At 72.2% G+C, this 24,496-nt stretch carries 29 protein-coding genes; 17 read left to right on the top strand and 12 right to left on the bottom strand.

The features are described from left to right. Positions 1-3 precede the first annotated feature (3 nt). Together tsaE and ACFY8W_RS10025 are read left to right on the top strand one after the other, a co-directional pair. On the top strand, positions 4-495 hold the full coding sequence (gene tsaE / locus ACFY8W_RS10030; RefSeq protein ID WP_391102635.1) for a tRNA (adenosine(37)-N6)-threonylcarbamoyltransferase complex ATPase subunit type 1 TsaE: 492 nt from the start codon (positions 4-6) through the stop codon (positions 493-495). Positions 496-606: 111 nt separating this feature from the next. Then, entirely contained in the window at positions 607-801 is a 195-nt protein-coding gene (locus tag ACFY8W_RS10025) for a hypothetical protein (RefSeq protein ID WP_391102632.1), read from the top strand. A gap of 49 nt (positions 802-850) precedes the next feature. Here ACFY8W_RS10025 and ACFY8W_RS10020 read toward each other — a convergent pair whose 3' ends face one another. Further along, positions 851-1,420 (bottom strand): L,D-transpeptidase, encoded by a 570-nt coding sequence (locus tag ACFY8W_RS10020; protein ID WP_391102630.1) that lies wholly within the window; start codon positions 1,418-1,420, stop codon positions 851-853. A gap of 121 nt (positions 1,421-1,541) precedes the next feature. Here ACFY8W_RS10020 and tsaB point away from each other — a divergent pair, with 121 nt between their 5' ends. From tsaB to ACFY8W_RS09980, 8 genes are all read left to right on the top strand, one after another. Continuing rightward, positions 1,542-2,210, top strand: a complete 669-nt coding sequence (gene tsaB, locus ACFY8W_RS10015; RefSeq protein WP_391102628.1) for a tRNA (adenosine(37)-N6)-threonylcarbamoyltransferase complex dimerization subunit type 1 TsaB — start codon at positions 1,542-1,544, stop codon at positions 2,208-2,210. Between the two features lie 17 nt (positions 2,211-2,227). Then, positions 2,228-2,713, top strand: coding sequence for a ribosomal protein S18-alanine N-acetyltransferase (gene rimI / locus ACFY8W_RS10010; protein ID WP_391103855.1), 486 nt, complete (start codon positions 2,228-2,230; stop codon positions 2,711-2,713). Beyond that, complete coding sequence (tsaD, locus tag ACFY8W_RS10005; protein ID WP_391102626.1) at positions 2,703-3,806, top strand: tRNA (adenosine(37)-N6)-threonylcarbamoyltransferase complex transferase subunit TsaD; 1,104 nt, start codon at positions 2,703-2,705, stop codon at positions 3,804-3,806. Before rimI ends, tsaD begins: the two co-directional genes overlap by 11 nt. Positions 3,807-3,829: 23 nt before the next feature. Next, positions 3,830-4,072: a hypothetical protein gene (locus ACFY8W_RS10000; protein ID WP_391103853.1), complete on the top strand. Its 243-nt coding sequence runs from the start codon at positions 3,830-3,832 to the stop codon at positions 4,070-4,072. A gap of 46 nt (positions 4,073-4,118) precedes the next feature. After that, positions 4,119-4,973, top strand: coding sequence for a polysaccharide deacetylase family protein (locus ACFY8W_RS09995; RefSeq protein ID WP_391102624.1), 855 nt, complete (start codon positions 4,119-4,121; stop codon positions 4,971-4,973). A gap of 107 nt (positions 4,974-5,080) precedes the next feature. After that, positions 5,081-5,446 carry a YciI family protein gene (locus ACFY8W_RS09990; RefSeq protein ID WP_386863952.1) on the top strand — a complete coding sequence of 122 codons (366 nt, stop codon included), beginning with the start codon at positions 5,081-5,083 and terminating at the stop codon, positions 5,444-5,446. 113 nt (positions 5,447-5,559) lie between these two features. Further along, entirely contained in the window at positions 5,560-6,798 is a 1,239-nt protein-coding gene (locus ACFY8W_RS09985) for a DUF6596 domain-containing protein (RefSeq protein WP_391103851.1), read from the top strand. Between the two features lie 11 nt (positions 6,799-6,809). Then, entirely contained in the window at positions 6,810-7,502 is a 693-nt protein-coding gene (locus ACFY8W_RS09980) for a hypothetical protein (RefSeq protein WP_391102622.1), read from the top strand. On the opposite strand, the gene ACFY8W_RS09975 is transcribed toward ACFY8W_RS09980, so the two are convergent. After that, entirely contained in the window at positions 7,447-8,631 is a 1,185-nt protein-coding gene (locus ACFY8W_RS09975; protein WP_391102621.1) for a methyltransferase domain-containing protein, read from the bottom strand. The genes ACFY8W_RS09980 and ACFY8W_RS09975 overlap by 56 nt on opposite strands. A 208-nt stretch (positions 8,632-8,839) precedes the next feature. On the opposite strand from ACFY8W_RS09975, the gene ACFY8W_RS09970 reads away from it, so the two are divergent. From ACFY8W_RS09970 to groL, 4 genes are all read left to right on the top strand, one after another. After that, the gene (locus ACFY8W_RS09970) at positions 8,840-9,766 is read left to right on the top strand and encodes a polysaccharide deacetylase family protein (protein WP_391102619.1); all 927 of its coding nucleotides are present in this window, start codon (positions 8,840-8,842) and stop codon (positions 9,764-9,766) included. Further along, positions 9,763-9,978 (top strand): hypothetical protein, encoded by a 216-nt coding sequence (locus tag ACFY8W_RS09965; RefSeq protein ID WP_391102617.1) that lies wholly within the window; start codon positions 9,763-9,765, stop codon positions 9,976-9,978. Before ACFY8W_RS09970 ends, ACFY8W_RS09965 begins: the two co-directional genes overlap by 4 nt. Before the next feature lie 174 nt (positions 9,979-10,152). Next, positions 10,153-10,461: a co-chaperone GroES gene (groES, locus tag ACFY8W_RS09960; protein ID WP_057584642.1), complete on the top strand. Its 309-nt coding sequence runs from the start codon at positions 10,153-10,155 to the stop codon at positions 10,459-10,461. 116 nt (positions 10,462-10,577) lie between these two features. Beyond that, the gene (groL, locus tag ACFY8W_RS09955; protein WP_391102615.1) at positions 10,578-12,209 is read left to right on the top strand and encodes a chaperonin GroEL; all 1,632 of its coding nucleotides are present in this window, start codon (positions 10,578-10,580) and stop codon (positions 12,207-12,209) included. A 78-nt stretch (positions 12,210-12,287) separates the two neighbouring features. Here groL and ACFY8W_RS09950 read toward each other — a convergent pair whose 3' ends face one another. The 9 genes from ACFY8W_RS09950 to ACFY8W_RS09910 all read right to left on the bottom strand — a co-directional run bounded on the left by ACFY8W_RS09950 (position 12,288) and on the right by ACFY8W_RS09910 (position 20,761). Then, positions 12,288-12,986, bottom strand: a complete 699-nt coding sequence (locus tag ACFY8W_RS09950) for an ester cyclase (protein ID WP_391102613.1) — start codon at positions 12,984-12,986, stop codon at positions 12,288-12,290. A gap of 102 nt (positions 12,987-13,088) precedes the next feature. After that, complete coding sequence (locus tag ACFY8W_RS09945) at positions 13,089-14,126, bottom strand: NAD(P)-dependent oxidoreductase (RefSeq protein WP_391102610.1); 1,038 nt, start codon at positions 14,124-14,126, stop codon at positions 13,089-13,091. 17 nt (positions 14,127-14,143) lie between these two features. After that, positions 14,144-14,998: an ABC transporter permease subunit gene (locus ACFY8W_RS09940; RefSeq protein ID WP_391102609.1), complete on the bottom strand. Its 855-nt coding sequence runs from the start codon at positions 14,996-14,998 to the stop codon at positions 14,144-14,146. Then, positions 14,995-15,894: an ABC transporter permease subunit gene (locus tag ACFY8W_RS09935; RefSeq protein ID WP_391102606.1), complete on the bottom strand. Its 900-nt coding sequence runs from the start codon at positions 15,892-15,894 to the stop codon at positions 14,995-14,997. Before ACFY8W_RS09935 ends, ACFY8W_RS09940 begins: the two co-directional genes overlap by 4 nt. A 4-nt stretch (positions 15,895-15,898) precedes the next feature. Next, entirely contained in the window at positions 15,899-17,224 is a 1,326-nt protein-coding gene (locus tag ACFY8W_RS09930; RefSeq protein WP_391102603.1) for an extracellular solute-binding protein, read from the bottom strand. Between the two features lie 99 nt (positions 17,225-17,323). Beyond that, on the bottom strand, positions 17,324-18,433 hold the full coding sequence (locus ACFY8W_RS09925; protein ID WP_391102600.1) for a substrate-binding domain-containing protein: 1,110 nt from the start codon (positions 18,431-18,433) through the stop codon (positions 17,324-17,326). 293 nt (positions 18,434-18,726) lie between these two features. Then, positions 18,727-19,134, bottom strand: coding sequence for a hypothetical protein (locus ACFY8W_RS09920; RefSeq protein WP_391102598.1), 408 nt, complete (start codon positions 19,132-19,134; stop codon positions 18,727-18,729). Positions 19,135-19,243: 109 nt separating this feature from the next. Beyond that, entirely contained in the window at positions 19,244-20,017 is a 774-nt protein-coding gene (locus ACFY8W_RS09915; RefSeq protein WP_391102596.1) for an SDR family NAD(P)-dependent oxidoreductase, read from the bottom strand. Between the two features lie 75 nt (positions 20,018-20,092). Then, positions 20,093-20,761: an MOSC domain-containing protein gene (locus ACFY8W_RS09910; protein ID WP_391102594.1), complete on the bottom strand. Its 669-nt coding sequence runs from the start codon at positions 20,759-20,761 to the stop codon at positions 20,093-20,095. Positions 20,762-20,861: 100 nt separating this feature from the next. Here ACFY8W_RS09910 and ACFY8W_RS09905 point away from each other — a divergent pair, with 100 nt between their 5' ends. Further along, the gene (locus tag ACFY8W_RS09905; protein ID WP_391102592.1) at positions 20,862-21,782 is read left to right on the top strand and encodes a LysR substrate-binding domain-containing protein; all 921 of its coding nucleotides are present in this window, start codon (positions 20,862-20,864) and stop codon (positions 21,780-21,782) included. 395 nt (positions 21,783-22,177) lie between these two features. On the opposite strand, the gene ACFY8W_RS09900 is transcribed toward ACFY8W_RS09905, so the two are convergent. Next, positions 22,178-22,549 (bottom strand): WhiB family transcriptional regulator, encoded by a 372-nt coding sequence (locus ACFY8W_RS09900; protein WP_391102589.1) that lies wholly within the window; start codon positions 22,547-22,549, stop codon positions 22,178-22,180. 461 nt (positions 22,550-23,010) lie between these two features. Here ACFY8W_RS09900 and ACFY8W_RS09895 point away from each other — a divergent pair, with 461 nt between their 5' ends. Beyond that, on the top strand, positions 23,011-23,622 hold the full coding sequence (locus ACFY8W_RS09895; protein ID WP_003948568.1) for a response regulator transcription factor: 612 nt from the start codon (positions 23,011-23,013) through the stop codon (positions 23,620-23,622). Positions 23,623-23,877: 255 nt separating this feature from the next. Beyond that, positions 23,878-24,480, top strand: a complete 603-nt coding sequence (locus ACFY8W_RS09890) for a sigma-70 family RNA polymerase sigma factor (protein ID WP_365337661.1) — start codon at positions 23,878-23,880, stop codon at positions 24,478-24,480. The last annotated feature ends 16 nt before the right edge of the window (positions 24,481-24,496 follow it).

The following is a 24,496-nucleotide window of genomic DNA, read 5'->3' as shown; positions in this document are numbered from 1 at the left end:
GGCATGGACACACCGCACAACCAGGCCACCGTCGAGGTCGACTCGCCCGAGCGGATGCAGGAGCTCGGACGCCGCCTCGCGAAGCTGCTCCGCTCCGGCGACCTCGTGATGCTCACCGGCGAGCTCGGCGCCGGCAAGACCACCCTGACCCGTGGGCTCGGCGAGGGCCTTGGCGTACGGGGCGCGGTCACCTCGCCGACCTTCGTGATCGCCCGCGTCCATCCCTCGCTGGTGGACGGCCCGCCGCTCGTGCACGTCGACGCGTACCGGCTCGGCGGCGGCCTCGACGAGATGGAGGATCTCGACCTCGACGTGTCGCTGCCCGACTCGGTGGTCGTCGTCGAGTGGGGCGACGGCAAGGTCGAGGAGCTGACCGACGACCGGCTGCACGTCCTGATCCACCGAGTCGTGGGGGACACGGACGACGACCGGCGCACCGTCGTGCTCAACGGGATCGGCTCCCGGTGGGCGGCCGAGGACCTCTCGTTGATCTGAACGTACGTAGGTTCCGACAACGTGTCGGGAAAATGTTGCGCGGGTGCTCCGAACCGTGGTCACATGGAGGCACGAGCTTGGTTAGGTGTACCTAACCTACGGGAGGCAGGCATGGCGACGCCGGAGCGCGCGGAACGCACAGCGGACACGGTCCCGGACGCGGTGCCGGACATGGTCTCGATGCGCGACCTGCTGGCCTCCTGCGCCGCGGCGAGCGCCGTCTCGACCCCGCCGCGCGAGCCCGGCGCCACGGCGGACGACGGGCGCGGGGCCGTGCCCCCGCTCGTGCACGACGAGGCCGCCTGAGCCCCGGCTCCGCACGGGCCGGCGCCGCCGCCCGGGCCCCGGTCCGGCCCTACGAGACGACGACGACCTTCGAGCCGATCGACGCGAACCGCCACATCGCGTCGCCGTCGGCGCGCTTCATCCGGATGCCGCCGGTCCGCTTCGTCGGGTCCGGGTTCGGCGTCGAGCCGTCCACCGCCGCGCTGAAGCCGATCGACACGTCCTGCACCGTCGCGAACCGGACGACGTGCTCGATCTGCACGCCGTCCGAGCCGCGCACCGCGCCGGACCGCGAGGTCACCGCGTAGCTGCCCGGCGGCGGCGAGACCGTGCTGGGCATCACCGAGAAGGTCTGCGTGACCTGGTTCTTCGCGTCGACCAGCCATACCCGCCGGTCCTTCAGCGCGTACACCACGCGCTCGCCCGTACCGGAGTTCACGGGCAGTGCCAGCGGGTCCTTCGCCGGCTGCGCCGGCTTCCCGCTCGGCGCGGCCGAGGGCGCCGTGCTCGTCTTCGACGGCTTCGCCGCCAGCTCGGCCGGCGACGGCGCGGTGGCCGAGGCCTGATAGGCGAGGAAGCCGATCACGGCGACGGCCGCCACGGTGAGCCCGGCCACGAATCCCGAGCTGCTCCTTGCCACCGCGCGCCCACCTTCTGTCGTACCTACGTATCGGTGCCCGACCGTAGCAGCCGTCGCGCGGGTCGAGCGGGGCGCAGCCCGACGGACACGCCCCGCCGCTCGGGCGCCGTAGGCTGTTCGCGTGCTCTTGCTCGCCATGGATACCGCCACACCCGCCGTCACCGTCGCCCTCCACGACGGGGAGACCGTCGTCGCACAGTCGAGCCAGGTCGACGCCCGCCGGCACGGGGAGCTGCTGCTGCCCGCCGTCGACCGGGTCCTGAAGGAGGCCGGGCTGAAGCTCGACGCGGTGACCGGTCTCGTGGTCGGCGTCGGTCCCGGCCCGTACACCGGACTGCGCGTCGGCCTCGTCACGGCCGCCACCTTCGCCTCCGCGCTCGGTGTGCCGGTGCACGGCCTGTGCACCCTGGACGGACTCGCCTACGCCGCCGGGCTCGACCAGCCCTTCGCCGTCGCCACGGACGCGCGCCGCAAGGAGGTCTACTGGGCGCGGTACGACGACTCCCGCACGCGCGTCTCGGATGCCTCCGTCGACCGGCCCGCCGACATCGCCGAACAGCTCGCCGGGCTGCCGGTGGTGGGCGCGGGCGCCCGGCTCTACCCGGAGGCGTTCCCGGACGCCCGCGAGCCCGAGCACCAGTCGGCCGCCGCGCTCGCCGCCCTCGCGGCCGAGAAGCTGGCCGCGGCCGGCGAGGGCGCGGAGGCCGGCTTCCTCGACCCGCTGCCGATGTACCTGCGCCGCCCCGACGCGCAGGTGCCGAAGAACTACAAGGTGGTCACCCCGAAGTGACGACCGTGCTCCGTGAGATGCGCTGGTGGGACCTGGAGCCCGTGCTCGCGCTCGAAGCCGAGCTCTTCCCCGAGGACGCCTGGTCGGAGGGGATGTTCTGGTCGGAGCTCGCGCACGCCCGCGGGCCGCGGGCGACCCGCCACTACATCGTCGCCGAGGACCCGGCCGACGGCCGGGTCGTGGGCTACGCCGGGCTCGCCGCCGCCGGCGGACTCGGCGACGTGCAGACCATCGCCGTCGCCCGCGACCAGTGGGGCACCGGCCTCGGCGCCCGGCTCCTCACCGACCTCCTCCAGGCCGCGACCGCGTTCGAGTGCGAGGAGGTCCTCCTCGAGGTACGCGTGGACAACACCCGGGCCCAGAAGCTCTACGAGCGCTTCGGCTTCGCGCCGATCGGCTTCCGCCGGGGCTACTACCAGCCCGGCAACGTGGACGCGCTCGTGATGCGACACACCGTTCAAGCAACTGAGACTGAAACTGAGACTGATTCCGATGGCTGCTGACGAACCGCTCGTACTCGGCATCGAGACCTCCTGCGACGAGACCGGTGTCGGCATCGTCCACGGCACGACGCTCCTCGCCGACGCCGTCGCCTCCAGCGTCGACACCCACGCCCGCTTCGGCGGCGTCGTGCCCGAGATCGCCTCCCGCGCGCACCTGGAGGCCATGGTCCCGACGATCGAACGCGCCCTGAAGCAGGCCGGGATCACCGCGCGCGACCTCGACGGCATCGCCGTCACCGCCGGTCCCGGCCTCGCGGGCGCGCTGCTCGTCGGCGTCTCCGCCGCCAAGGCGTACGCGTACGCCCTCGGCAAGCCGCTGTACGGCGTCAACCACCTGGCCTCGCACATCTGCGTCGACCAGCTGGAGCACGGCCGGCTGCCCGAGCCGACGATGGCCCTGCTGGTCTCCGGCGGGCACTCCTCGCTGCTGCTGTCCAGCGACATCACCTCCGACGTGCGGCCCATGGGCGCGACCATCGACGACGCCGCGGGCGAGGCCTTCGACAAGATCGCCCGCGTGCTCGACCTCGGCTTCCCGGGCGGCCCGGTCATCGACCGGCTCGCCAAGGAGGGCGACCCGGCGGCGATCGCCTTCCCGCGCGGTCTGACCGGCGCCAAGGACCCGGCGTACGACTTCTCCTTCTCCGGTCTGAAGACGGCCGTGGCCCGCTGGATCGAGGCCAAGCGGAACGCGGGCGAGGACGTGCCCGTACGGGACGTCGCCGCGTCCTTCCAGGAGGCGGTCGTCGACGTGCTCACCCGCAAGGCCGTCCGGGCCTGCAAGGACGAGGGCGTCGACCACCTGATGATCGGCGGCGGCGTGGCCGCGAACTCCCGGCTGCGGGCCCTCGCCGAGGAGCGCTGCGAGCGGGCCGGCATCCGGCTGCGGGTGCCGCGGCCGGGCCTGTGCACCGACAACGGCGCGATGGTCGCGGCGCTCGGCGCGGAGATGGTCGCGCGCGGGCGGTCGGCCTCCGACCTGGAGCTGTCGGCCGACTCCTCGCTGCCGGTGACCGAGTCGCACGTGCCCGGCGCGCACGTCCACGACCACGACCACGTGCACGAGGTCAGCAAGGAGAACCTGTACTCGTGACGTCGTCGACGACGGTGACCCTCATGTGGGAGGCGCGCGCGGCCGAGGGCCGCGGTGCCGAACTCCTCGACTGGGCACGGGCGCAGCGGCTCCCCGCCGAGCCGCTGCGCCGCGAGACCTTCCGCGCGCCGCAGGACCGGGTCCTCGTCCTCACCTGGTGGGAGACGGCGGACGGGCTCGGCGCCGAGCTGCCGGAGCTGCCGGAGCCGGACGCGGGTCTGGTCACCCGTCCGGTCCACCGATGGCGCTTCGAATCAGTCGGATAGTCGTACCGGGAGCAACCTTTCGTCCGGATCGGGCATCCCACAGCGCGTGAAGAAGACCCTCGCGCTGTGGGCGGCGCTGACCGCCGTTGCTCTGTTCGCGACCGGCTGCACGTCGACGGCCGACGCCGACGCTCCCGACCGCACGGCCCCGGCCTCCGGTTCCGCGGCCCCCTCGGCCGGCGACAAGGCCCCGGAGGCACCGGCGGCGCCCGACCAGCGGGCCGCCGCGTACCGCAAGTGGGGCCTGGAGCCCTTCGCGGAGCCGCCCGCCCCGCCCGCGAAGAAGCCGGGCACGCGGGCGGCCGGCGGCCCGGTCCCGGTCATCAGCGACATCCCGACCAGCGAGAAGATCGTCTTCATCACGATCGACGACGGCGCCGAGAAGGACCCCGAGTTCGTCGCGATGATGCGGGACCTCGAGGTGCCGGTGACGATGTTCCTCACCGACTCCGCGATCCGCGCCGACTACGCGTACTTCGCGCCGCTCGTCGCCCAGGGCCACGGCCTCGCCAACCACACCCTCACCCACCCCAACCTGCGCACCCTCTCCCAGGACGCCCAGCGCCGGGAGATCTGCGGCCAGCAGGAGAAGCTGGCGAAACGATACGGCGAGCGCCCGCGGCTCTTCCGCCCGCCGTACGGCAACTGGAACGAGGGCACGCGCGCGGCGGCGAAGGAGTGCGGCGTGGACGCGATCGTGCTGTGGCGCGAGTCCATGCAGATCCAGAACATGCAGTACCAGCGCGGCGACCGGAAGCTCCACCCCGGCGACATCATCCTGGCCCACTTCCGCGGCCCGTCCGAGCTCAAGGGCCGCACGATGACCCAGATGATGACCAACCTGCTCCGGCACATCCAGGAGCAGGGCTTCACGGTGGCGCGTCTGGAGGACTACGTCTGACCCCCTCGAAAAAAGATTCCGGAGGGGTGTCGATGCGGGGTCGTCCCGTTCGACGTATGAGTGGAAGGCGGGGAACGGCCCCGCCACCCGCACCCCGAGGAGTCACCATGCCCCGCTACCTCTCCCTCGTCCGCATCGAGGAGAACACCATCGACATGGCGTCGGCCGACCCCGGCTTCGAGGAGCGCATGGGCGCGCTGTTCGAGGAGATCACCAAGGCGGGCGCCATGGTGGACACGGCCGGGCTCCGGCCGACCGCCGAGGCCACCCGGATCACCTGGTCGGACGGGAAGCTCTCGTACACCGACGGTCCCTTCACCGAGACCAAGGAGGTCGTCGGCGGCTACGCCATGCTGCAGTGCAAGGACATGGCCGAGGCCGTCGAGTGGGGGAAGCGCTTCCTGGAGGTCCACCCGAAGCACTGGAAGGTGGGCCTGGAGGTCCGCGAGGTCGAGGAGATGCCGGCCGACTGAACCGGGCCGGGGCCCGTCCCGGCGCGTTGTCGGTGCCCTGTGCTGTCATGTGAGGTGTGACGGCACAGGCCCGCGGCGGCTCGGTCGAAGAGACGGTGGAGACGGTCTTCCGGATGGAGTCCGCCCGCGTCGTCGCGACCGTGGCCCGGATCGTCAGGGACATCGGCATCGCGGAGGAGATCGCCCAGGACGCGCTCGTCGCGGCCCTGGAGCAGTGGCCGCGGGACGGGGTCCCGGAGCGGCCGGGCGCCTGGCTGACGGCCGCGGCCAAGCACCGGGCCGTCGACCTGGTCCGCCGCCGCGAGACGTACGCCCGGAAGCTCGCGGAGGCCGGCCGGGAGCTCACGGAGGAGTCGTACGACCCCGAGCCCTCCGGTCCCGGCGACATCGACGACGACGTGCTGCGGCTGGTCTTCACCGCCTGCCACCCGGTGCTGTCCGCCGAGGCCCGCACGGCGCTGACCCTGCGGCTGGTCGGCGGGCTGCGCACGGACGAGATCGCCCGCGCCTTCCTCGTGCCGGAGGCGACCGTCGCCCAGCGGATCGTGCGCGCGAAGCGCTCGCTGGCCAGGGCGGGAGTCGCCTTCGAGGTGCCGTACGGGGCGGACCGGACGGCCCGGCTCGACTCCGTCCTGGAGGTCATCTACCTGATCTTCAACGAGGGATACGCGGCCACCGCGGGCGACGACCTGCTGCGCCCCGCGCTCTGCGAGGACGCGCTGAGGCTCGCCCGGCAGCTCGCCGCGCTGATGCCGAAGGAGGGCGAGGTCCACGGGCTCGCCGCCCTGCTGGAGGTCCAGGCCTCCCGCACGGCGGCCCGCACCGGCCCCGGCGGCGAGCCGGTGCTGCTCGCCGACCAGAACCGCGCCCGCTGGAACCGCCTGCTGATCCGGCGCGGCCTCGCCGCCCTGGAGCGGGCCGTCGCGGCGGGCGGCGCCGGCGGTCCGTACGCCCTCCAGGCCGCCATCGCCGTCTGTCACGCGCGGGCGGCGACCTACGAGGAGACGGACTGGGCCACCATCGCCGCGCTCTACGGGCGGCTCGCGGCCGTCGCGCCCTCACCGGTCGTCGAGCTCAACCGGGCGGTCGCGGTGTCCATGGCCGAGGGCGCGGCCGCCGGTCTCGCCCTCGTCGACGCGCTCGCCGTCGCCGCGGGACCCGCCCTCGACCGCTACCACCTGCTGCCGAGCGTCCGCGGCGACCTCCTCGACCGGCTGGGACGGGCGGAGGAAGCGCGGGCGGAGTTCGCGCGCGCGGCGGAACTCACCCGCAACGAGCGGGAGCGCGCCCTGCTGCGCGAACGGGCTCGTGAACCCGGGCCGGAGACAGGGGATCAGCGGGCGTCTGGGTAGGGTTTCCCACCATGTCCCCGCGCATACCGATGCCTCCGCCGCCCCCGCCCGCCGAGATCCGGAACTGGCCCGACCGGGAAGCGCGGCTCGCCGACCGGGCGGCGGCGCTGGACGCGTTGGGGCGGCGGCTGCTCGGCGGCGGGCGGCTCGCGCTCTTCCTTTCCGCGACCCTGATGCTCCAGCTCGGCTGGGGAATGGTCGGGGTGCTGCTCACCTCGCTCGGCGGTGCGATCCTCGATCCGATCGCGATGCTCGTCGGCCTGATCGTGGCCGCCTTCGGCATCGCCGTGCTCGTGCCGGCGGTGTGGCTGACCGTGCGGTCGGTGCGGCAGGACCGGATCGCCCGCGAGCGGCTCGTCCAGTGGGCGCTGCTGGACCGGCACGGGCCCACGGACGCCCGGCTGCGGGCGCCGGTCCTGAGCGTCTCCTGGATGCTGCTGTCCGCCGTGATGTGCGGCACCGGCCTGTGGCTGGGCTTCGCCGTCCCGGCCGGCACCTCACGGGACGCCGACGGCATCGGCCTGGACGGCGGCTACGGCCTCGTCGCGTACGGCATGGGCGTCGCGCTCATCCTCTGGATCAACGGCCTGATCGGGCTCACCAAGGCCGTCTCCCACTACCGCCTGGCGCTCCGGGTCACCGGCCCCGTCACACGCCGGCGGGACCCCCGATCAGCATCGTCGGAGCTCCCGCGACCCGAGTGAGCAGCACCGTCGCCGAGTTGGGGCCCTTGGGCTTCACCCTGCGGCGGATCTCCTCGGGTTCGACGGCGGAGCCGCGCTTCTTCACGGTCAGCGTGCCGACCTCCCGTTCGCGCAGCAGGGCCTTCAACTTCTTGAGGTTGAAGGGGAGTTCGTCGGTGATCTCGTAGGCGGCGGCGTACGGCGTGGGCCGCAGCTCGTCCGCCGTGACGTACGCGATGGTCTCGTCGACCAGCCCGCCGCCGAGCTGCTCGGCGACCTCGGCGACCAGGTGCGCGCGGATCACGGCGCCGTCGGGCTCGTACAGATAGCGGCCGACGGGACGGACCGCCGGGTCGGGAAGCCCGCGCCCGGTGAGCGACGCGCCGCCGGGCAGCAGCGTGGCGCGGCGGGCGCCCGGCTCGGTGCCGAACCAGAGCACCGCCTCCTTCACGTCGCCGCCGTCCGAGATCCACTCCGCCTCGGCCTCCTCCGGCACCGCCTCGTGCGGGATGCCGGGCGCGATCTTCAGGGCCGCGTGCGGTGCCTTGCGGGCCGCCTCGACCGCCCAGGAGAGCGGCGGCGAGTAGGCCTCGGGGTCGAAGATGCGGCCCCGGCCGCCGCGCCGCGCCGGGTCGACGAACACGGCGTCGTACGGGCTGGTGTCGATCTCCGTCACGTCGGCGCAGCGGACCTCGATCAGGTCCGCGAGGCCGAGCGCGGCGGCGTTGGCGCGGGCCGCCTCCGCGGTCAGCGGGTCGCGGTCGACGGCGAGGACGGAGATCCCGGCGCGGGCCAGCGCGATGGCGTCGCCGCCGATGCCGGAGCACAGGTCGGCGACGCCGCGCACGCCGAGCGCCCGCATCCGCTCCGCCCGGTAGGCCCCGACACTCGCCCGCGTGGACTGCTCGACGCCGTTGGGCGTGAAGTACATCCGGTGGGCGTCCTCGGAGCCGAACTTGGCCACCGCGCGCTGCCGCAACCGGGCCTGCCCGAGCGCCGCCGAGACGAGTTCGGCGGGGTGGTCGCGGCGCAGTCGCGAGGCGACCGCCAGCTCCTGGGCGGGGTCGTAGTCGCGCAGGGCGTCGAGGAGGGCCTGCCCCTCGGGGGCGAGCAGTGCGGCGAAGGCGGCGAGGTCGGTCACCCCTCCCATTCTGGCGGGTCCCGTGGTGCCGGAGCCCATCCGGGGCGCCCGGGCCCGTCCGGGGCGCCCGGGCCCGTCCGGGGCGCCCGGGCCCGTCCGGTGGACCAGGGCCGGACCGGCCCTGGTCCGGACGGGTGCGGGCCGGCCGGGGGATGGTGGACGGCGGCCGGTGGTGTCGGCGGCCCGGGCGGGCGCGCCGCTGACAGGATGCGGCGCCATGCAGCTTGTCAGACAAAAGGAACAGAAGCCCCTCTTCCGGGGTGCGCGGGCGCTCGGGGCCGCCCTGCTCGTCGGTTCGCTCGGCGCCGCCTGCGCCGCGCCCGCCGCGGAGGAGCGGCCCGCCCCCGCCAAGCCGGCCGCGGGCCAGCAGCCGCGCGTCGAGGGCGCGGCCGGCGCGCTCGACGCGTATGTCCAGCGGGTCCGCAAGGCGCGCGCCGCCAGGGTCGCCGCGGCGAAGAAGTGGGGCCTGGCCCAGCCGCCGATCGAAGCGCCCGAGCCGCCCGCGGTGAAGCCGAGGATCACCACCCGCAAGGGCTTCGAGACCAAGGGGACGGGCCTGCCGCCGGTCTTCACCACCGTGCCGACCAAGGAGAAGATCGTCTTCCTGACGATCGACGACGGCGCGGAGAAGGACCCCGAGCTGCTGCGGATGATGAGCGACCTGAAGATCCCGTACAGCGCCTTCCTCAGCAACTACCTGGTGAAGAGCGACTACGGCTACTTCGAGAAGATGCAGGACGCCGGGGTGTCCCTGCACAACCACACGCTCACCCACCCCTATCTGCCCGGTCTCGACTACGACGACCAGAAGCGGCAGATCTGCGGGATGCAGGACGTCATCCAGAAGCGCTACGGCAAGCGGCCCCCGCTCTTCCGGCCGCCGTACGGCAACTACAACGAGGACACCCTGCGCGCGGCGAAGTCCTGCGGCGTCAAGGCGGTCCCGCTGTGGGCGTCCGAGGCCTTCCCCGACCACATGGAATGGCGCGAGTGGGACCGGGACCTGCACCCCGGCGACATCATCCTCACCCACTTCCGGGGCAAGCAGGACTGGAAGGGCAGCATGCCGGACATGATCCGCAGGGTGATGAAGACCGTCACGGCCAAGGGGTACGCGGTGGCGAAGCTCGAGGACTACGTGTGAGCCGCGCGCGCCGGCTCACCGCCGCCCTGGCCCTGGCCGGCGCGCTGCTCGCCGCCGTCCCGGCCTGCGCCTCCTCGGTCGACCCGATCGAACGTCTCGGCCGCAAGGCGGCGGAGAAGGTGAGCCCGCTCGTACGGAACCACAAGATCCGCCCGAGCGTTCCCCCTCTCCGGGAGGAAGCGGCACCGGCCCGTCACGCCACGGGGTCGTGAATTGGCACTCCGCTTGACCGAGTGCTAATCGCGGTCATAGTCTCGGCTCTGGCACTCCCCGCAGGAGAGTGCCAACACAGCGACGGGCAGGTCCGGCACCCGCGACGACGGATCCACCTGGTCGCCACCTCAGACAGTTAACCCCGTGAGATCTCCGAAGGGGGAGGTCGGATCGTGACGACCACCAGCTCCAAGGTTGCCATCAAGCCGCTCGAGGACCGCATCGTGGTCCAGCCGCTCGACGCCGAGCAGACCACCGCCTCTGGCCTGGTCATCCCGGACACCGCGAAGGAGAAGCCCCAGGAGGGCGCCGTCCTCGCCGTGGGTCCGGGCCGCTTCGAGAACGGCGAGCGCCTGCCGCTCGACGTCAAGGTCGGCGATGTCGTGCTCTACAGCAAGTACGGCGGCACCGAGGTGAAGTACAACGGCGAGGAGTTCCTCGTCCTCTCGGCTCGCGACGTGCTCGCGATCATCGAGAAGTAAGTCACCAAGGCACCTGAACCAGATGCTTTGAGCTGCGCCCCTGACCCCCTGGTTTCTCCGCGGGCGTTCAGGGGCGCAGTTTTTTCTACGATTTCCGAGAGGGCTGAATCGCTCCCATGGCGAAGATCCTGAAGTTCGACGAGGACGCCCGTCGCGCCCTTGAGCGCGGCGTCAACAAGCTGGCCGACACGGTGAAGGTGACGATCGGCCCCAAGGGCCGCAACGTCGTCATCGACAAGAAGTTCGGCGCCCCCACCATCACCAACGACGGTGTCACGATCGCCCGCGAGGTCGAGATCGAGGACCCGTACGAGAACCTCGGCGCCCAGCTGGTGAAGGAGGTGGCGACCAAGACCAACGACATCGCGGGTGACGGCACCACCACCGCCACCGTCCTCGCCCAGGCCCTGGTCCGCGAGGGCCTGCGCAACGTCGCCGCCGGCGCCTCCCCGGCCGCCCTGAAGAAGGGCATCGACGCCGCCGTCAAGGCCGTCTCCGACGAGCTGCTCGCCACCGCGCGCCCGATCGACGACAAGTCCGACATCGCCGCCGTCGCCGCGCTCTCCGCGCAGGACCAGCAGGTCGGCGAGCTCATCGCCGAGGCGATGGACAAGGTCGGCAAGGACGGTGTCATCACCGTCGAGGAGTCCAACACCTTCGGCCTGGAGCTCGACTTCACCGAGGGCATGGCCTTCGACAAGGGCTACCTGTCCCCGTACATGGTGAGCGACCAGGAGCGCATGGAGGCCGTCCTCGACGACCCGTACATCCTGATCAACCAGGGCAAGATCTCCTCCATCCAGGACCTCCTGCCGCTGCTCGAGAAGGTCATCCAGTCCGGTGGCTCCAAGCCGCTGCTGATCATCGCCGAGGACGTCGAGGGCGAGGCCCTCTCCACCCTCGTCGTCAACAAGATCCGCGGCACCTTCAACGCCGTCGCCGTCAAGGCGCCCGGCTTCGGTGACCGCCGCAAGGCGATGCTCCAGGACATGGCCACCCTCACCGGTGCCACCGTCATCTCCGAGGAGGTCGGCCTCAAGCTCGACCAGGCCGGTCTGGACGTGCTGGGCACCGCCCGCCGCGTGACCGTCACCAAGGACGACACCACGATCGTGGACGGCGCCGGCTCCTCCGAGGACGTCCTCGGCCGCGTCAACCAGATCAAGGCCGAGATCGAGGCCACGGACTCCGACTGGGACCGCGAGAAGCTCCAGGAGCGCCTCGCGAAGCTGGCCGGCGGCGTGTGCGTGATCAAGGTCGGCGCCGCCACCGAGGTGGAGCTGAAGGAGAAGAAGCACCGTCTGGAGGACGCCATCTCCGCGACCCGCGCCGCGGTCGAGGAGGGCATCGTCTCCGGTGGTGGCTCCGCGCTGGTCCACGCCGTCAAGGTCCTCGAGGGCAACCTCGACAAGACCGGCGACGAGGCCACCGGTGTCGCGGTCGTCCGCCGCGCCGCCGTCGAGCCGCTGCGCTGGATCGCCGAGAACGCCGGCCTCGAGGGCTACGTCATCACCGCGAAGGTGGCGGAGCTCGACAAGGGCCAGGGCTTCAACGCCGCCACCGGCGAGTACGGCGACCTGGTCAAGGCCGGCGTCATCGACCCGGTGAAGGTGACGCGCTCCGCCCTGGAGAACGCCGCCTCGATCGCCTCCCTGCTCCTCACCACCGAGACCCTCGTGGTGGAGAAGAAGGAGGAGGAGCCGGAGAACCACGGCCACAGCCACGGTGGCCACGGCCACTCCCACTGAGGCCCGTAGCCGACCACCGAGGCCCGGTGCTCCCGTCGCGGGAGCACCGGGCCTCGGTGTCGTCCGGCTCCGGGGCCCTCAGGCCTCCACGGCGCCGAGCTGTCCCATCAGGCCCAGCAGGTCGTAGTGCCACCATCCTTCGACGATCTTGCCGTCGTCCCGGAAGCGGTGGACCACCATGCCGGTCATCCCGACCTCCATGCCGGTGGGCTGGAGGCCCATGAAGTCGCCGGTGTGGCTGCCGCGCCAGGTCCACCGCGTGCACACCCGGTCGCCCTCGGCGATCTGGTCGTCGACGGTGAAGGCGAAGTCGAAACCACCGCGCCACATCTCGACCTCGCGCCGGACCGCGTCCATCCCGATCACGTCCTGCTCGTTGGTCGGGTCGTGGTCGTGGTAGCTCTCGGCGAGCACCTCGTCGAGCAGCGCCAGCTCCGGCTCGTCCGCGAACATCTCGAGCAGCCGCCGGGCGTTGGCCTTGTACAGCGCCTCGTCCCGCACCACGTCCAGGTCGGTGAAGGTCGGCATCTCGTCGCAGAGCGCCACCATCTCACGGAAGATCTTGTCGGTCTCCGGGAGCTGCGAGTTGCGCATGGCGACGTCGTAGGACGGGAATTCGACGATCTCCACGACATGGGAGGCGTCGGAGCGGTCCTTGCCGACGATGCTGTGGGTGGCGGTGCGCTTGCCCTTGGTCTGTTCGACCCACCGGTCCATGAGGCGGTTCAGGTCGTCGACCCGACTGGTCTTGCAGTCGATGATTTGTACGAAGCTCATGGCGTCTCCCGGAGCCATCCCCCGCACCCGCTGGGACCTCTCCAGTCTAGGTCCGATTGGCTGGGCCGACCGCGTCAGGCCGACCGGGCCCGGCCGACCCCGTCAGGCCGACCGGGTCAGATCCGCGGCGTGGACCTCCTCCGCGAACGGCTCGCCCCGCCCGTACCGCGCCACCTCCTCCAGGGCCCGGTCCGCCATCCGGTGCAGTTCGTTGCCGAGCGAGCCGGCGACGTGCGGGGTGAGCAGGACGTTGGGCAGGCTGTAGAGGGGGGAGTCGGGGGCGGGGAGTTCGGGGTCGGTGACGTCGAGGACCGCGTGCAGACGGCCGCTCAGCAGGTGGGGCAGCAGGGCGTCCTCGTCGACGAGGGAGCCGCGGGCGGTGTTGACCAGGGTCGCGCCGTCGGGCATCGCGGCGAGCTGGCGGGCACCGATCATGCGGTACGTGGACGGCAGTTGGGGCGCGTGCACGGAGACGACCGTGGCGCGGGCGCACAGTTCGTCGAGGTCCACGAGTTCGGTGCCGGGCGGTGCCGTGGTCACGTACGGGTCGTGGAGGAGCACGTCGAGGTCGAAGGGGCGGAGCAGGTCGATGACCCGGCGGCCGATGCGGGAGGCGCCGACGATGCCGACGGTCCTGCGGTAGTTGCCCCAGGGGCCGGACTCGGCGAGCCAGGCCTGGTCGGTGCGGAGTTCGGCGTACTGCCGGGCTGAGCGCAGCACCTGTTTCCCGGCGAAGAGGATCGCGGCGAGGGTGTACTCGGCGACGGGCAGGGCGTTGGCGGCGGCGGCCGAGGTGACCCGGATGCCGCGTTCCCAGCAGGCGTCGGTGATGTGGTGCTTGACCGAACCGGCCGCGTGGACGACCGCCTTGAGGCGCGGGGCGCGGGCCAGGACCTCGGGGGTGAGCGGGGTGGCGCCCCAGCAGGTGAGGAGCAGTTCGGCCTCGGCGAGGGCGGCGGCCACGGCCGGGTCCCGCGCGGTCAGGTCGTGGGCGACGAGGTGCGGGTCGGTGCGGGCGAGGGCGGCCAGGCGGGCGCGGTGGTCCTCGGTGAGGAGGCGTCCGGCCACGCCGGGGCCCATGGCGAGGAGGAGGGAGGGGCGGTCGTCGGTGGTCGGGTGGTTGTCAGTGGCGGGGTGCATCCTGGGACCTGTGTTCCTCACTTGACGCTGCCGGCGGTCAGGCCCGCCTTCCAGTGGCGCTGGAGGGAGACGAAGGCGACGACGAGCGGGACGACGGCGAGCAGGGATCCGGTGACGACGAGGGGGTAGAAGTCGGGTTCGGCGTGGGCGTTGCTGTTCCACGCGTAGAGGCCGAGGCTCAGCGGGAAGAGCTTCTGGTCCGAGAGCATCACCAGCGGGAGGAAGAAGTTGTTCCAGATCGCGGTGAACTGGAAGAGGAAGACGGTCACGAAGCCGGGCATGACCATGCGCAGTCCGATGGACCAGAAGGTGCGCAGTTCGCCGGCCCCGTCGATGCGGGCGGCCTCCAGGGCCTCGTCGGGGATGTAGCCGGCGCTGAAGACCCGGGCGAGGTAGACGCCGAAGGGGTTGACGAGGACGGGGAGCAGGACGGCCGCGTAGGTGTTGACGATGCCCACCTCGCTGGCGAGGAGGTACATGGGCAGGGCGAGCGCGGTGGTGGGGACGAGCACGCCCAGCAGGACGACGCCGAACAGCTTCTCCTTGCCCCGGAACTCGTACTTGTCGAAGGCGTATCCCGCGGCGACGCTGATCAGTGAGCAGGCGAGGGCGCCGAGGCCCGCGTAGAGCAGGCTGTTGAGGTACCAGTGGAAGTAGATGCCGTCGTTGTAGTCGGCGAGCCGGGAGAGGTTGCCGCCGAGGTCGAAGCCCTCGAAGGAGAAGGCGTTCCCGGCGAGGAGTCCGCCGGCGTCCTTGGTGGCGGCGGTGACCAGCCAGACCAGCGGGAAGAGCATGTAGACGACGGCGAGGGCGAGGGCGCCGTTGACCGCGGTCTGCGACAGCCAGACGGAGGGCGTACGGGGCTTGCTCATGCCGTCTTCTCCTTGCGGCGGGTCCGGCGGCCGGTCAGGCGGGTGACGGCGAAGGAGAGCAGTGCGGCCGTCAGGGCGAGCAGCACCGAGGCCGCGGCGGCCAGGCCGTAGTCGTTGCGGTCGAAGGCCGCCGTGTACGCGTACATGTTGGGCGTCCAGGTGGAGGTGACGGCGGAGCCGGTGCCCTTGTCGAGGATGAGCGGTTCGGTGAACAGCTGGAGCGAACCGATGACGGTGAAGAGGCCGACCATCACGAGCGAGGCGCGGATCAGCGGAACCTTGATGCTGAAGGCGACGCGCCAGGCGCCGGCGCCGTCCACGGTGGCGGCCTCCAGGACGGAGCGGTCCACGGCCTGGAGCGCCGCGTAGAAGATGACCATGTTGTAGCCGAGCCATTCCCACAGCGCGATGTTGACGACGGAGGGCAGGGAGCCCTCGGGGGAGAAGAAGTCGAAGCCGATGCCGCCGGCCTCCATGGCCTGGACGACCGGGCTGAGCTGGGGCGTGTAGAGGTAGACCCAGATCAGCGCGGCGATGATGCCGGGGACGGCGTGCGGCAGGAAGAGCGCGAGCTGGAAGAAGCGGCGGGCGCGGGCGAGCGCGGAGTCGAGCAGCAGGGCGAGGCCGAGGGCCCCGGCGATCAGCAGCGGGATGTAGAACAGGCAGTATCCGAGCAGCACGCCGAAGCCCTCGCGGAAGGCCCGGTCACCCAGCGCGGCGGTGTAGTTGTCGAGTCCGCTGAAGACGGTCTCGGCGCCGCCGAAGCCGAGCCCCGACTGCTTCTCGGTGAAGAGGCTGAGCCAGACCGCGTAGCCGATCGGCACCACCATCACCGCGGTGAAGAGCAGGAAGAACGGGGTCAGCAGGGTCGCCGCCGCGCGGGTGCGGGCCTTCACCGGGTCAGCCCTCGACCTTCAGTCCGCGCTTGGTGAGCTCGGCGACGGTGGCGTCGTGGCCGGCCTTCACGGCGTCGGTGATGGTCGGGCCGCCCTTGCCGAGCTTGCCGAACTGGTCCTTGATGGTGGTGTTGGTGGTGCCGGTGGCCGGTCCCCAGGCCCAGTCGCCGTCGATGGAGGTGCCGGCCTCCTCGAAGAGCGCGTAGATGTCCTGGCCGCCGTAGTAGCTCGCGTCGAAGACGGACCTGGCGACCGGGCGCAGGGCGGTGGCGGCGGGGAAGGCGCTGGAGGTGCCCGAGGCGATACGGGCCTTCACGCCGGCCTCGGTGGTGGACATCCACTCGGCGAACTCGACGGCCGCGGCCTTCTTCCCGCTGCCCTTCGTCACGGCGAAGGAGGTGCCGCCGAGCATGCCGCTGGCCGGGGTTCCCCAGTTCGGCATGGGCGCGACGGCCCACTTGCCGCTCTGCTCGGGCAGGGTGCCCTTGAGGACGCCCGCGCCCCAGGAGGCGCCGAGGTAACCGATGGTGGTGCCGTTCTTGAGGGAGCCGGTCCACTCGGGGGTGAAGGAGGCGTCCTTGTGGACGAGGTCGGCGTCGAGGAGACCCTGCCAGTAGGCGGCGACCTTGGTGGTGGCCGGGTCCGTCGTGTCGATCTTCCAGGTGTCGTTCTCGGCCTTGAACCACTGGGCGCCGGCCTGCCAGGCCATCGCCTCGAAGGTGGTCGGGTCGTCGGGGAAGAAGGTCGCGATCCGGGCCTTGGCGTCGGCCTTCTTCACCTTCTCCGCGGCCGACTTGAACTCGTCCCAGGTCCTGGGCACGGCGACCTGGTACTTCGCGAAGAGGTCCTTGCGGTAGTAGAACGCCTGCGGGGCGGCGTCGAAGGGGACCGCCCAGCTCTTGCCGCCGAGGGTGGTGAGCTCCACGGCCTGCGGGAGCAGCTTGGCGCGGTCCTGCTCGGTGAACTCGCCGCCGATGTCCTGGAGCGCGCCGGAGGAGACGAACTCGGGGAGCGAGGCGTACTCGATGGAGACGAGGTCGGGGGCGTTGCCCGCCTTCACGGCGTTGGAGATCTTGGCGTAGCCGCCGGCGGTGCCGGAGGGAATCTCCTCGAACTTCACCTGGATGTTGTCGTGGGAGGCGTTGAACGCGTCGACCACGTCCTTGGAGCCCTTGGCCCAGCCCCAGAAGGTGATGGTGACGGGCTCGTCCGCGCCGCCCTTGGCGGTGTCGTCACCGCCGCCGCCGCAGGCCGTGAGAACGGCCAGGGCGGTGGCGGCGCCGGCTATGACACGGGTGGTTCTGCTCCGACTGCTCCAAGTACGGCTCACGGCACGGCTCCTGACACGGGGCGTGGACGGGGTTGGCCGTGATCCTGGGACGGTTCGTGAGCGAAGTCAAGAGCGAAAGATTGATTGATCGAAAAAGGATCAGACCGTGGTCGTTCGCGAGGCCCCGCACGAGTCCCGCACCCGCAGCCGCGGCAGCAGGCTCAGATGCCGCCGGGCCGCCTCGTCCTCGTCGCCGCCGGTCCCCGCGCCCAGTCGCTCCACCAGCAGCTCCGTGGCGTGCCTGCCCACCTGCCGCTTGGGCGGGGCGACCGCCGTGAGCGGGGTGTCTGCGAGTGCGGCGACCTCGTCGTCGTACGCGATCAGGGCCAGGTCCTCCGGCACCCGTACGCCGAGTTCGGCGAGCCGCTGCACGATCTGGATCGCGTCCACGTCGTTGTGCACGAGCGCCGCGCTCGCGCGCCCGGACGCCACGGCCTCGTGCAGCGCCCGCACCGCCCGCTCGAAGCCCTCCGGGTCGGTCTCCGCCGGTACGGAGTCGATCACCGTGCGCGGCGCCTCCAGGCCGAGCGTGCCGAGCGCCTCGGTGTACCCGGCGCGCACCGCGAGGGCCGTCGGGCTGTCGCTCCGGGCCACCAGGAGCGGGGTCGCGTGGCCGAGTTCCAGCAGGTGGCGCAGGGCGAGAAGCACGCCGTGGGCGTGGTCGGAGGACACCCGGTCCAGGCCGTCGAGCGGCGTGCCCGGCGCGGCCCGGCGCTCCAGGAGCACGGCCGGCACCGGCAGCTCGGCCAGCCAGTCGCCGTAGGCGAGCCGGTCCTCGGGGCCCCGCCAGCCGGGCGCGACGAGCACGCCCTCGGCGCCCGCCGCGAGCAGGCCCTCGGTACGCGCCCGGTCCTCCTCCGGCCGGTAGTCGGAGATCCGCAGGATGAGCCGCGCGCCGGCCCGGGCGGCGGCCTCGTGGGCGCCCCGGATGACCTCGGCGAAGTAGTAGGTGGCGGAGGGCGCGAGCAGGCCGAGGACCAGGCCGCTCCCGCTGCCGGTGACGCCGCCCGGCGCGCCCGGCGCGCGGGGCCAGGAGACCTGGCCGTGCACCCGGTCGAGCAGGCCCCTCGCGGCCAGCGCCTCGACGTCCCGGCGGGCGGTGACGGGGGAGACCCCGAGCAGTCCGGCCAGGTCGGAGACCCGGGCCGTGCCCCGCTCGCGCACGAGGGCCAGCAGTCGGTCGTGTCGTTCGGCAGCACTCTCGCGCACGGCGTGGTCCCCTCGGTTCCCCTGGCGGTGGTGGTCGTTCCCGACCTTAGAGCAGTTCGAGTCGAAATGATCGAACGGAAGGAATTTCGATCATTCGCTCCATCGACTCTTGACGCCCGATCGAAGCGTCTCCAGGATTCTCCTACGCGGGCGCTGACGAGGGCGCCTGCGAGGAAGGCTGCGAGGGGCGCCTGCGAGCGGCGCGAACGAGGAAGCCTGCACGGGGCCCAACGAGAGCTGCCCACAAGGGGTGCCTACGGGAGCCGGCGGCACAAGGCGCCTCCGAGAGCCGCCTAGGCGACGGGCCCGGCCGCGGAACGGCCTTCGCCTCGGCCCCGCGTCACGGCGGCGATCAGGGCGGACACGCCGAAGGTCCCGGCCAGGCTCCCCAGCAGGACCAGCAGCACGCCGATCATGTAGAGCCCGCTGGCGTCGTCCGACCAGTCGACGCAGGCGGCGACGGCGAGTCCGGCCGTCGTGCCGAGCGCGCCGGCGGTGACATGGCGCCGGGACGCCGTCCAGTACAGCGGCGCCAGCAGGGTCAGCACGAGCCCGACGACCTGCCACGCCTCGTACGGGCCGCTCACCGAGCCGTCCGGGTGCACGTCACGCACCTGGTCCCAGCCGAGCCACGCGGCCCAGGCCGCGGCCGCCACGAGAGCCGTCACGAAGGGAGCGAGTTTCAGCAGCTTCCGGTCCATGGCCCGAGCGTCCCCGGCAGCCCGTCCTCCTGGCAGCGCGCGGGTACTCAACTCCCCCTGAGTACCCGCCCGTCCGGGCCCACGTTTCCTCTTCTGCTCGGGTACGGGCCTACTTCGGCCCGTACTTGCGCCCGGCCTTCGAGGACACGCCGCCGAGCAGACCGCGCGGGGCCAGCTTCACCACACCCATCAGCGCCTTGTAACGGGGATCGGGGATGGACAGCGACTTGCCCCGCGCCAGGTCGCCCAGCGCCGCGGCCACCAGTTTGTCCGCGTCCAGCCACATCCAGCCCGGGATGTTGTCCGTACCCATCCCCGCCCGCTGGTGGAACTCGGTCCGGACGAAGCCCGGGCACAGCGCCATCAGCCGCACCCCGCTGCCCGCGAGGTCCCGCGCCGCGCCCTGGGTGAACTGCACGACCCACGACTTCGAGGCCCCGTAGGTGCCGCGCGGCACGAACGCGGCGACCGAGGCGACGTTGACGATCCCGCCCCGGCCCCGCGAGCGCATGGAGGCGGCCGCCGCGGACGTCAGCCGCAGCACCGCCTCGCAGTGCACCTTCAGCATGGTCAGCTCGTCGGCCATGGACACCTCGAGGAACCGGCCCTTGTTGCCGAACCCCGCGTTGTTCACCAGGAGGTCGACCGGCCGCTTGGCGTCGGACAGCCGTGCCTCCACGGCCGTGATCCCGTCCTCCTCGGACAGGTCCGCCGCCAGCACCTCGGCCTCGATCCCGTGCCGGTCGTGCAGCTCGGTCGCCTGTTCCCGAAGCCGCTTCACATCGCGCGCCACGAGCACCACGTCATGTCCGTCCGCGGCGAGCCGCCGCGCGAAGGCGGCGCCGATGCCGGCCGTCGCTCCCGTAATCAGTGCAGTCGTCATACGCGGCACGTTAACCCGCGGGGTGTGAACGCCGTGTGCGGAAACCGTCTCGCCTGCCGGACGTCCGCCTCTCGCCTACCGGTCCCCGTACTTCTCCGCGTACGTACGCGCGAGTCCGAGCAGCCCCGACTCCATCCACTCGGCCGCCACCAGCATCTCCGGCAGCAGCGTGCGGTCGGCCGTCGCCGCGTGGTGCAGCCGGGCGACGGTGACGCCGTGGCCGGGGCGGTGCACGACCTCGATCCGGTCGCCGGCCCGGACCTCGCCCGGGACGATCACCCGGAGCAGGGCGCCGGGACCGGCCGCCGACTCGTTGAAACGGCGGACCCAGCCGCCCTCCTCGACGAACCCGGCGAAGGTGCGGCACGGGATGCGGCCGCCGGTCACCTCGAGCACGACCTCGTCGCCGATCCGCCAGCGCTCGCCGATCAGGGCGTTGTTGACGTCGAGGCCCCGGGTGGTGAGGTTCTCGCCGAAGGAGCCGGGGACGAGCGGCCGGCCGAGCTCCCGCTCCCAGCTGTCCAGGTCCTCGCGCGCGAACGCGTACGCCGCCCGGTCCGGACCGCCGTGGAAGCGCAGGTCGCACACGGCGTCACCGGCCACACCGCTGGCCCCGCCGGGGGCCGGCGCCTCGATCCGTACGGGTCCGGCGACCGGGCGCTTGTCGATGCCCGTCGTCCCGGAGGGGGCGTTGGTGTAGTCCACGGCCGTGGCGCGGCCGACGTTCACGCTCAGTAGTTCCATGAGGGGAACCCTAACCAGGAGCCGGGGTCCGACCGGGGGGGTTCTCAAAGTGGATCAATGGAATTCGGCATCGCTTCCAAGAATCGCTTATGCTCGTAGCATGATCGAGGCCCGCCACCTCCGTGTCCTGCGCGCCGTCGCCGCGACCGGCTCGTTCTCCGCCGCCGCCCGCGAACTCGGCTGCACCCAGCCCGCGGTGAGCCAGCAGATGAAAGCGCTCGAGTCCTCCGCCGGCACGCCCCTGCTCGTGCGCACCGGCCGCGAGATGCGGCTCACCCAGGCCGGCGAGGCCCTGGTCCGCCACGCCGCCGGCATCCTCGCCGGGCTGACCGCCGCCGAGGAGGAGGTCGCCGCGATCGCGGGCCTGCGGGCCGGTCGGGTGCGCCTCGTCTCCTTCCCCAGCGGCAGCTCCACCCTGGTTCCCACCGCCCTGGCCGCCCTGCGCGCCGCCCACCCCGGCACCCGGGTCTCCCTGGTCGAGGCCGAGCCGCCGCGTTCGGTGGAGATGCTGCGCGAGGGCGACTGCGACGTGGCCCTCGCCTTCCGCTACGGGGCCGGCCCGGACTCCTGGGACGACCTGGTCGTCCGCCCGCTCCTCGCCGACCGGCTCGTCGGCCTCGTGCCCGAGGGGCACCGGCTGGCGGGTGCCGGGTCGGTCCCGATCGGCGAGCTCGCCGAGGACCCGTGGATCGCGGGCTGCCCGCGCTGCCGCCGCCAGCTGGTCGACGTCTGCGAGACGGCGGGTTTCACGCCCCGGATCGACTTCGCCACCGACGACTACCCGGCCGTGGTGGGTCTGGTGAGCGCGGGCCTGGGCGTGGCGGTGCTGCCGGAGCTGGCGATCGAGTCCGTTCGGCCGAGGGGAGCCGTCACCGTGACGGTCGAACCGGCAGTGGAGCGGGAGATCGTGGCGCTGACCCTTCCGGACCTGGCGCAGGTACCGGCGGTCGCCGCCACCCTCGACGAGCTCACCCGCGCCGCGGCCCGTGCCGGCCGCGCCCCGGAACCCGTAGGACCCTGACTCCACTCGGGTGACGCGGGACCGCGTCCGTACGGGTGGTCCCGCCCGCGTCCGTACGGGTGGACGCACCCGCTCCACCGGCGGAGCGCCGAGGGCCGTCCTGCCGCGCGCCCCCCGGCCGTCGGAGTGATCCGCCCTCGGCCGTCCGCGTGAGGGCGGCAGGCCCGTCCGGGTGACCGGTCCGCGTCCGTCCGTGCGACGAACCGGGTGCGGGTCCGGCCGTACGGGTGGGCCGGGGTCGGGCCGTACGGGGGTCGCGCAGGTGCCCGAGCCGGGCTCTCCGCGCCGCGCGCCCCCGGGCCGCGTGCGGTGCGGCGTTCCGGACCGGCGGTGGCCGGGTGCGGGCCGGCGGCCCGGTGTGTCACCCCGTCAAACCCCTACGCAGAAACGTTCCTTCATGCGTGTGTCACGCCGGCCGAGCTTGCTGCCGACGCCCGTGCCGCGGCGGCCGTCGCCGTCGCGTGGCCGGTCGCCGTGGAGACCAGGCGGTTGCGCGCCCGGCCCATGAGCTCCTCGCGTTCGTCCTCGGTGAGGCCGCCCCAGACGCCGTACGGCTCCCGTACGGCGAGCGCGTGTGCCGCGCACTCCGCGCGTACCGGGCACCGCATGCAGACCTCTTTCGCCGAGTTCTCGCGCGCACTCCGTGCCGCGCCGCGCTCTCCCTCGGGGTGGAAGAACAGGGAACTGTCGACCCCTCGGCAGGCCGCGAGGAGCTGCCAGTCCCACAGATCGGCGTTGGGTCCGGGAAGGCGGGAGAAATCTGCCATTGCGCTTGTCCCCTTGAAACCGTGTCGAACGGATAGGTGGGCGGGTGTATGGCTGATCGAACGGGGGTCCTCCGCCCCCCGTGGGGTCTCGGGTACCCGCTCTCGCGGGTTCGATCCGACCGTACAACTACTGACTGAGTAGATGTAAATATGACTCATTGCGAATCTAGCCACAGACACCGCAAAAAGGGAAGAAAACCCGCTAAATGGGGCATAGCTTCGAGCGAAGGACGGATGACCTGCGACGCTCTCCTCCGCGTACGGGCCCTTACGTAGAGTGCCGAAGGCGGCCGTCCGACCCGTAACTCTTTCGAGTGACCATCGTTGAGAGTGCGGAGGCGGTTGAAGGAACAAGCGCTCGGGCAGGTGTCCGAGGGCGTCAACCGCACAGGTGACGATTCGTACCAGCCCTGGAGGCTCAAGGTGACGCGCTTCAGCCGCGAGAGTTGCGGAGGTCAGGCATGACATCCGTCCTCGTCTGCGACGACTCCCCGCTTGCCCGAGAGGCGCTGCGCCGCGCGGTCGCGACCGTGCCCGGCGTCGAGCGCGTGACCACCGCGGCCAACGGGGAGGAAGTCCTCCGCCGCTGGGGCGCAGACCGCTCGGACCTGATCCTGATGGACGTACGCATGCCCGGTCTGGGCGGCGTGGAGACCGTCCGCCGGCTGCTGTCCGCCGACCCCGGCGCCCGCATCATCATGCTCACCGTCGCCGAGGACCTGGACGGCGTCGCGCTCGCCGTCGCCGCCGGTGCCCGTGGCTACCTGCACAAGGACGCCTCGCGCGCCGAGCTGCGGGCCACCGTCACCCAGGCCCTCGCCGACCCGACCTGGCGGCTCGCCCCGCGCCGGCTGCGCTCGGCCGAGATGGGCGCCGCGCCGACCCTCACCGCACGTGAGATCCAGGTCCTCGAAGGCATGAGCCACGGCCGGTCCAACGCGGAGATCGGGCGCGAGCTCTTCCTCTCGGAGGACACGGTCAAGACCCACGCCCGGCGCCTCTTCAAGAAGCTGGGCGCATCCGACCGGGCGCACGCCGTCGCGCTCGGATTCCGCTGGGGCCTGGTCCGCTGACCCGCGGCCGCCGGCCGTATCCCCGTCCGCCGCGGGGCGGACGGGGTGGGCTTGTGTCACTTCCCCGCGGAATGCCGCATCCTTGAAGACGTGGAGTTCCTCGGGGACGAGACGAACGAGTCGGACGAGCCGGCGGAGATCGAGCGGAAGGGGAGGGCGCAGGAGATGAGTCCCGGCGCACCTGCTCATAACGCTTCGGTGCACAACTACGGGCGCGGTGCCGCGAACGAGCGGGCGCCGGGGCACCATGGAGCGATGCGCGACGACGAGACCGTGGGGTCACCCGTGCCTGCCGGGCAGGGGGAGATCGGAGCACTCGTTCACCGTGCCGTCGAGGGGGACGAGCAGGCCACGCACGACCTCCTCGCGCGCGTGCATCCGCTCGCCCTGCGCTACTGCCGTACACGGCTGAACCGGCTGCCCGGTGACGCCCGTCACTTCGTGGAGGACCTCGCCCAGGAGGTCTGCGTGGCCGTTCTCATGGCGCTGCCGCGCTACAAGGACACGGGCAGGCCCTTCGAGGCCTTCGTCTTCGCCATCGCCGGGCACAAGGTCGCCGACCTCCAGCGCGCCGCCATGCGGCACCCCGGATCGACGGCCGTGCCCTCCGACGAGATGCCCGAGCGGCCCGACGACTCGCTCGGCCCCGAGGAGCGCGCGCTGCTCAGTGACGACGCCGAATGGGCCAAGAAGCTGCTCGCCAACCTCCCGGAGAACCAGCGCGAGCTGCTCGTGCTGCGGGTGGCCGTCGGCCTGACCGCCGAGGAGACCGGGCAGATGCTCGGCATGTCCCCGGGTGCCGTGCGGGTGGCCCAGCACCGGGCGTTGAGCCGGCTGCGGGCGCTGGCCGAGCAGTAAGGGTCACCGTCCGCCG

The sequence above is a fragment of the Streptomyces sp. NPDC012637 genome (assembly GCF_042954805.1).
Taxonomy (GTDB): Bacteria; Actinomycetota; Actinomycetes; order Streptomycetales; family Streptomycetaceae; genus Streptomyces.
The sequence above is the reverse complement of the archived record's forward strand: the minus strand, read 5'-3'. Positions and strand labels throughout refer to the sequence as shown.

Excerpts from the sequence above, each read along its gene's own strand:
- tsaE (WP_391102635.1), top strand. The coding sequence starts at position 4 with ATGGACACACCGCACAACCAGGCCACCGTCGAGGTCGACTCGCCCGAG.
- ACFY8W_RS10025 (WP_391102632.1), top strand. The coding sequence starts at position 607 with ATGGCGACGCCGGAGCGCGCGGAACGCACAGCGGACACGGTCCCGGAC.
- rimI (WP_391103855.1), top strand. The coding sequence starts at position 2,228 with ATGCGCTGGTGGGACCTGGAGCCCGTGCTCGCGCTCGAAGCCGAGCTC.
- tsaD (WP_391102626.1), top strand. The coding sequence starts at position 2,703 with ATGGCTGCTGACGAACCGCTCGTACTCGGCATCGAGACCTCCTGCGAC.
- ACFY8W_RS10000 (WP_391103853.1), top strand. The coding sequence starts at position 3,830 with ATGTGGGAGGCGCGCGCGGCCGAGGGCCGCGGTGCCGAACTCCTCGAC.
- ACFY8W_RS09990 (WP_386863952.1), top strand. The coding sequence starts at position 5,081 with ATGCCCCGCTACCTCTCCCTCGTCCGCATCGAGGAGAACACCATCGAC.
- ACFY8W_RS09985 (WP_391103851.1), top strand. The coding sequence starts at position 5,560 with ATGGAGTCCGCCCGCGTCGTCGCGACCGTGGCCCGGATCGTCAGGGAC.
- ACFY8W_RS09980 (WP_391102622.1), top strand. The coding sequence starts at position 6,810 with ATGTCCCCGCGCATACCGATGCCTCCGCCGCCCCCGCCCGCCGAGATC.
- ACFY8W_RS09975 (WP_391102621.1), bottom strand. The coding sequence starts at position 8,631 with ATGGGAGGGGTGACCGACCTCGCCGCCTTCGCCGCACTGCTCGCCCCC.
- ACFY8W_RS09970 (WP_391102619.1), top strand. The coding sequence starts at position 8,840 with ATGCAGCTTGTCAGACAAAAGGAACAGAAGCCCCTCTTCCGGGGTGCG.
- groL (WP_391102615.1), top strand. The coding sequence starts at position 10,578 with ATGGCGAAGATCCTGAAGTTCGACGAGGACGCCCGTCGCGCCCTTGAG.
- ACFY8W_RS09950 (WP_391102613.1), bottom strand. The coding sequence starts at position 12,986 with ATGAGCTTCGTACAAATCATCGACTGCAAGACCAGTCGGGTCGACGAC.
- ACFY8W_RS09945 (WP_391102610.1), bottom strand. The coding sequence starts at position 14,126 with ATGCACCCCGCCACTGACAACCACCCGACCACCGACGACCGCCCCTCC.
- ACFY8W_RS09940 (WP_391102609.1), bottom strand. The coding sequence starts at position 14,998 with ATGAGCAAGCCCCGTACGCCCTCCGTCTGGCTGTCGCAGACCGCGGTC.
- ACFY8W_RS09920 (WP_391102598.1), bottom strand. The coding sequence starts at position 19,134 with ATGGACCGGAAGCTGCTGAAACTCGCTCCCTTCGTGACGGCTCTCGTG.
- ACFY8W_RS09915 (WP_391102596.1), bottom strand. The coding sequence starts at position 20,017 with ATGACGACTGCACTGATTACGGGAGCGACGGCCGGCATCGGCGCCGCC.
- ACFY8W_RS09910 (WP_391102594.1), bottom strand. The coding sequence starts at position 20,761 with ATGGAACTACTGAGCGTGAACGTCGGCCGCGCCACGGCCGTGGACTAC.
- ACFY8W_RS09905 (WP_391102592.1), top strand. The coding sequence starts at position 20,862 with ATGATCGAGGCCCGCCACCTCCGTGTCCTGCGCGCCGTCGCCGCGACC.
- ACFY8W_RS09900 (WP_391102589.1), bottom strand. The coding sequence starts at position 22,549 with ATGGCAGATTTCTCCCGCCTTCCCGGACCCAACGCCGATCTGTGGGAC.
- ACFY8W_RS09895 (WP_003948568.1), top strand. The coding sequence starts at position 23,011 with ATGACATCCGTCCTCGTCTGCGACGACTCCCCGCTTGCCCGAGAGGCG.
- ACFY8W_RS09890 (WP_365337661.1), top strand. The coding sequence starts at position 23,878 with ATGCGCGACGACGAGACCGTGGGGTCACCCGTGCCTGCCGGGCAGGGG.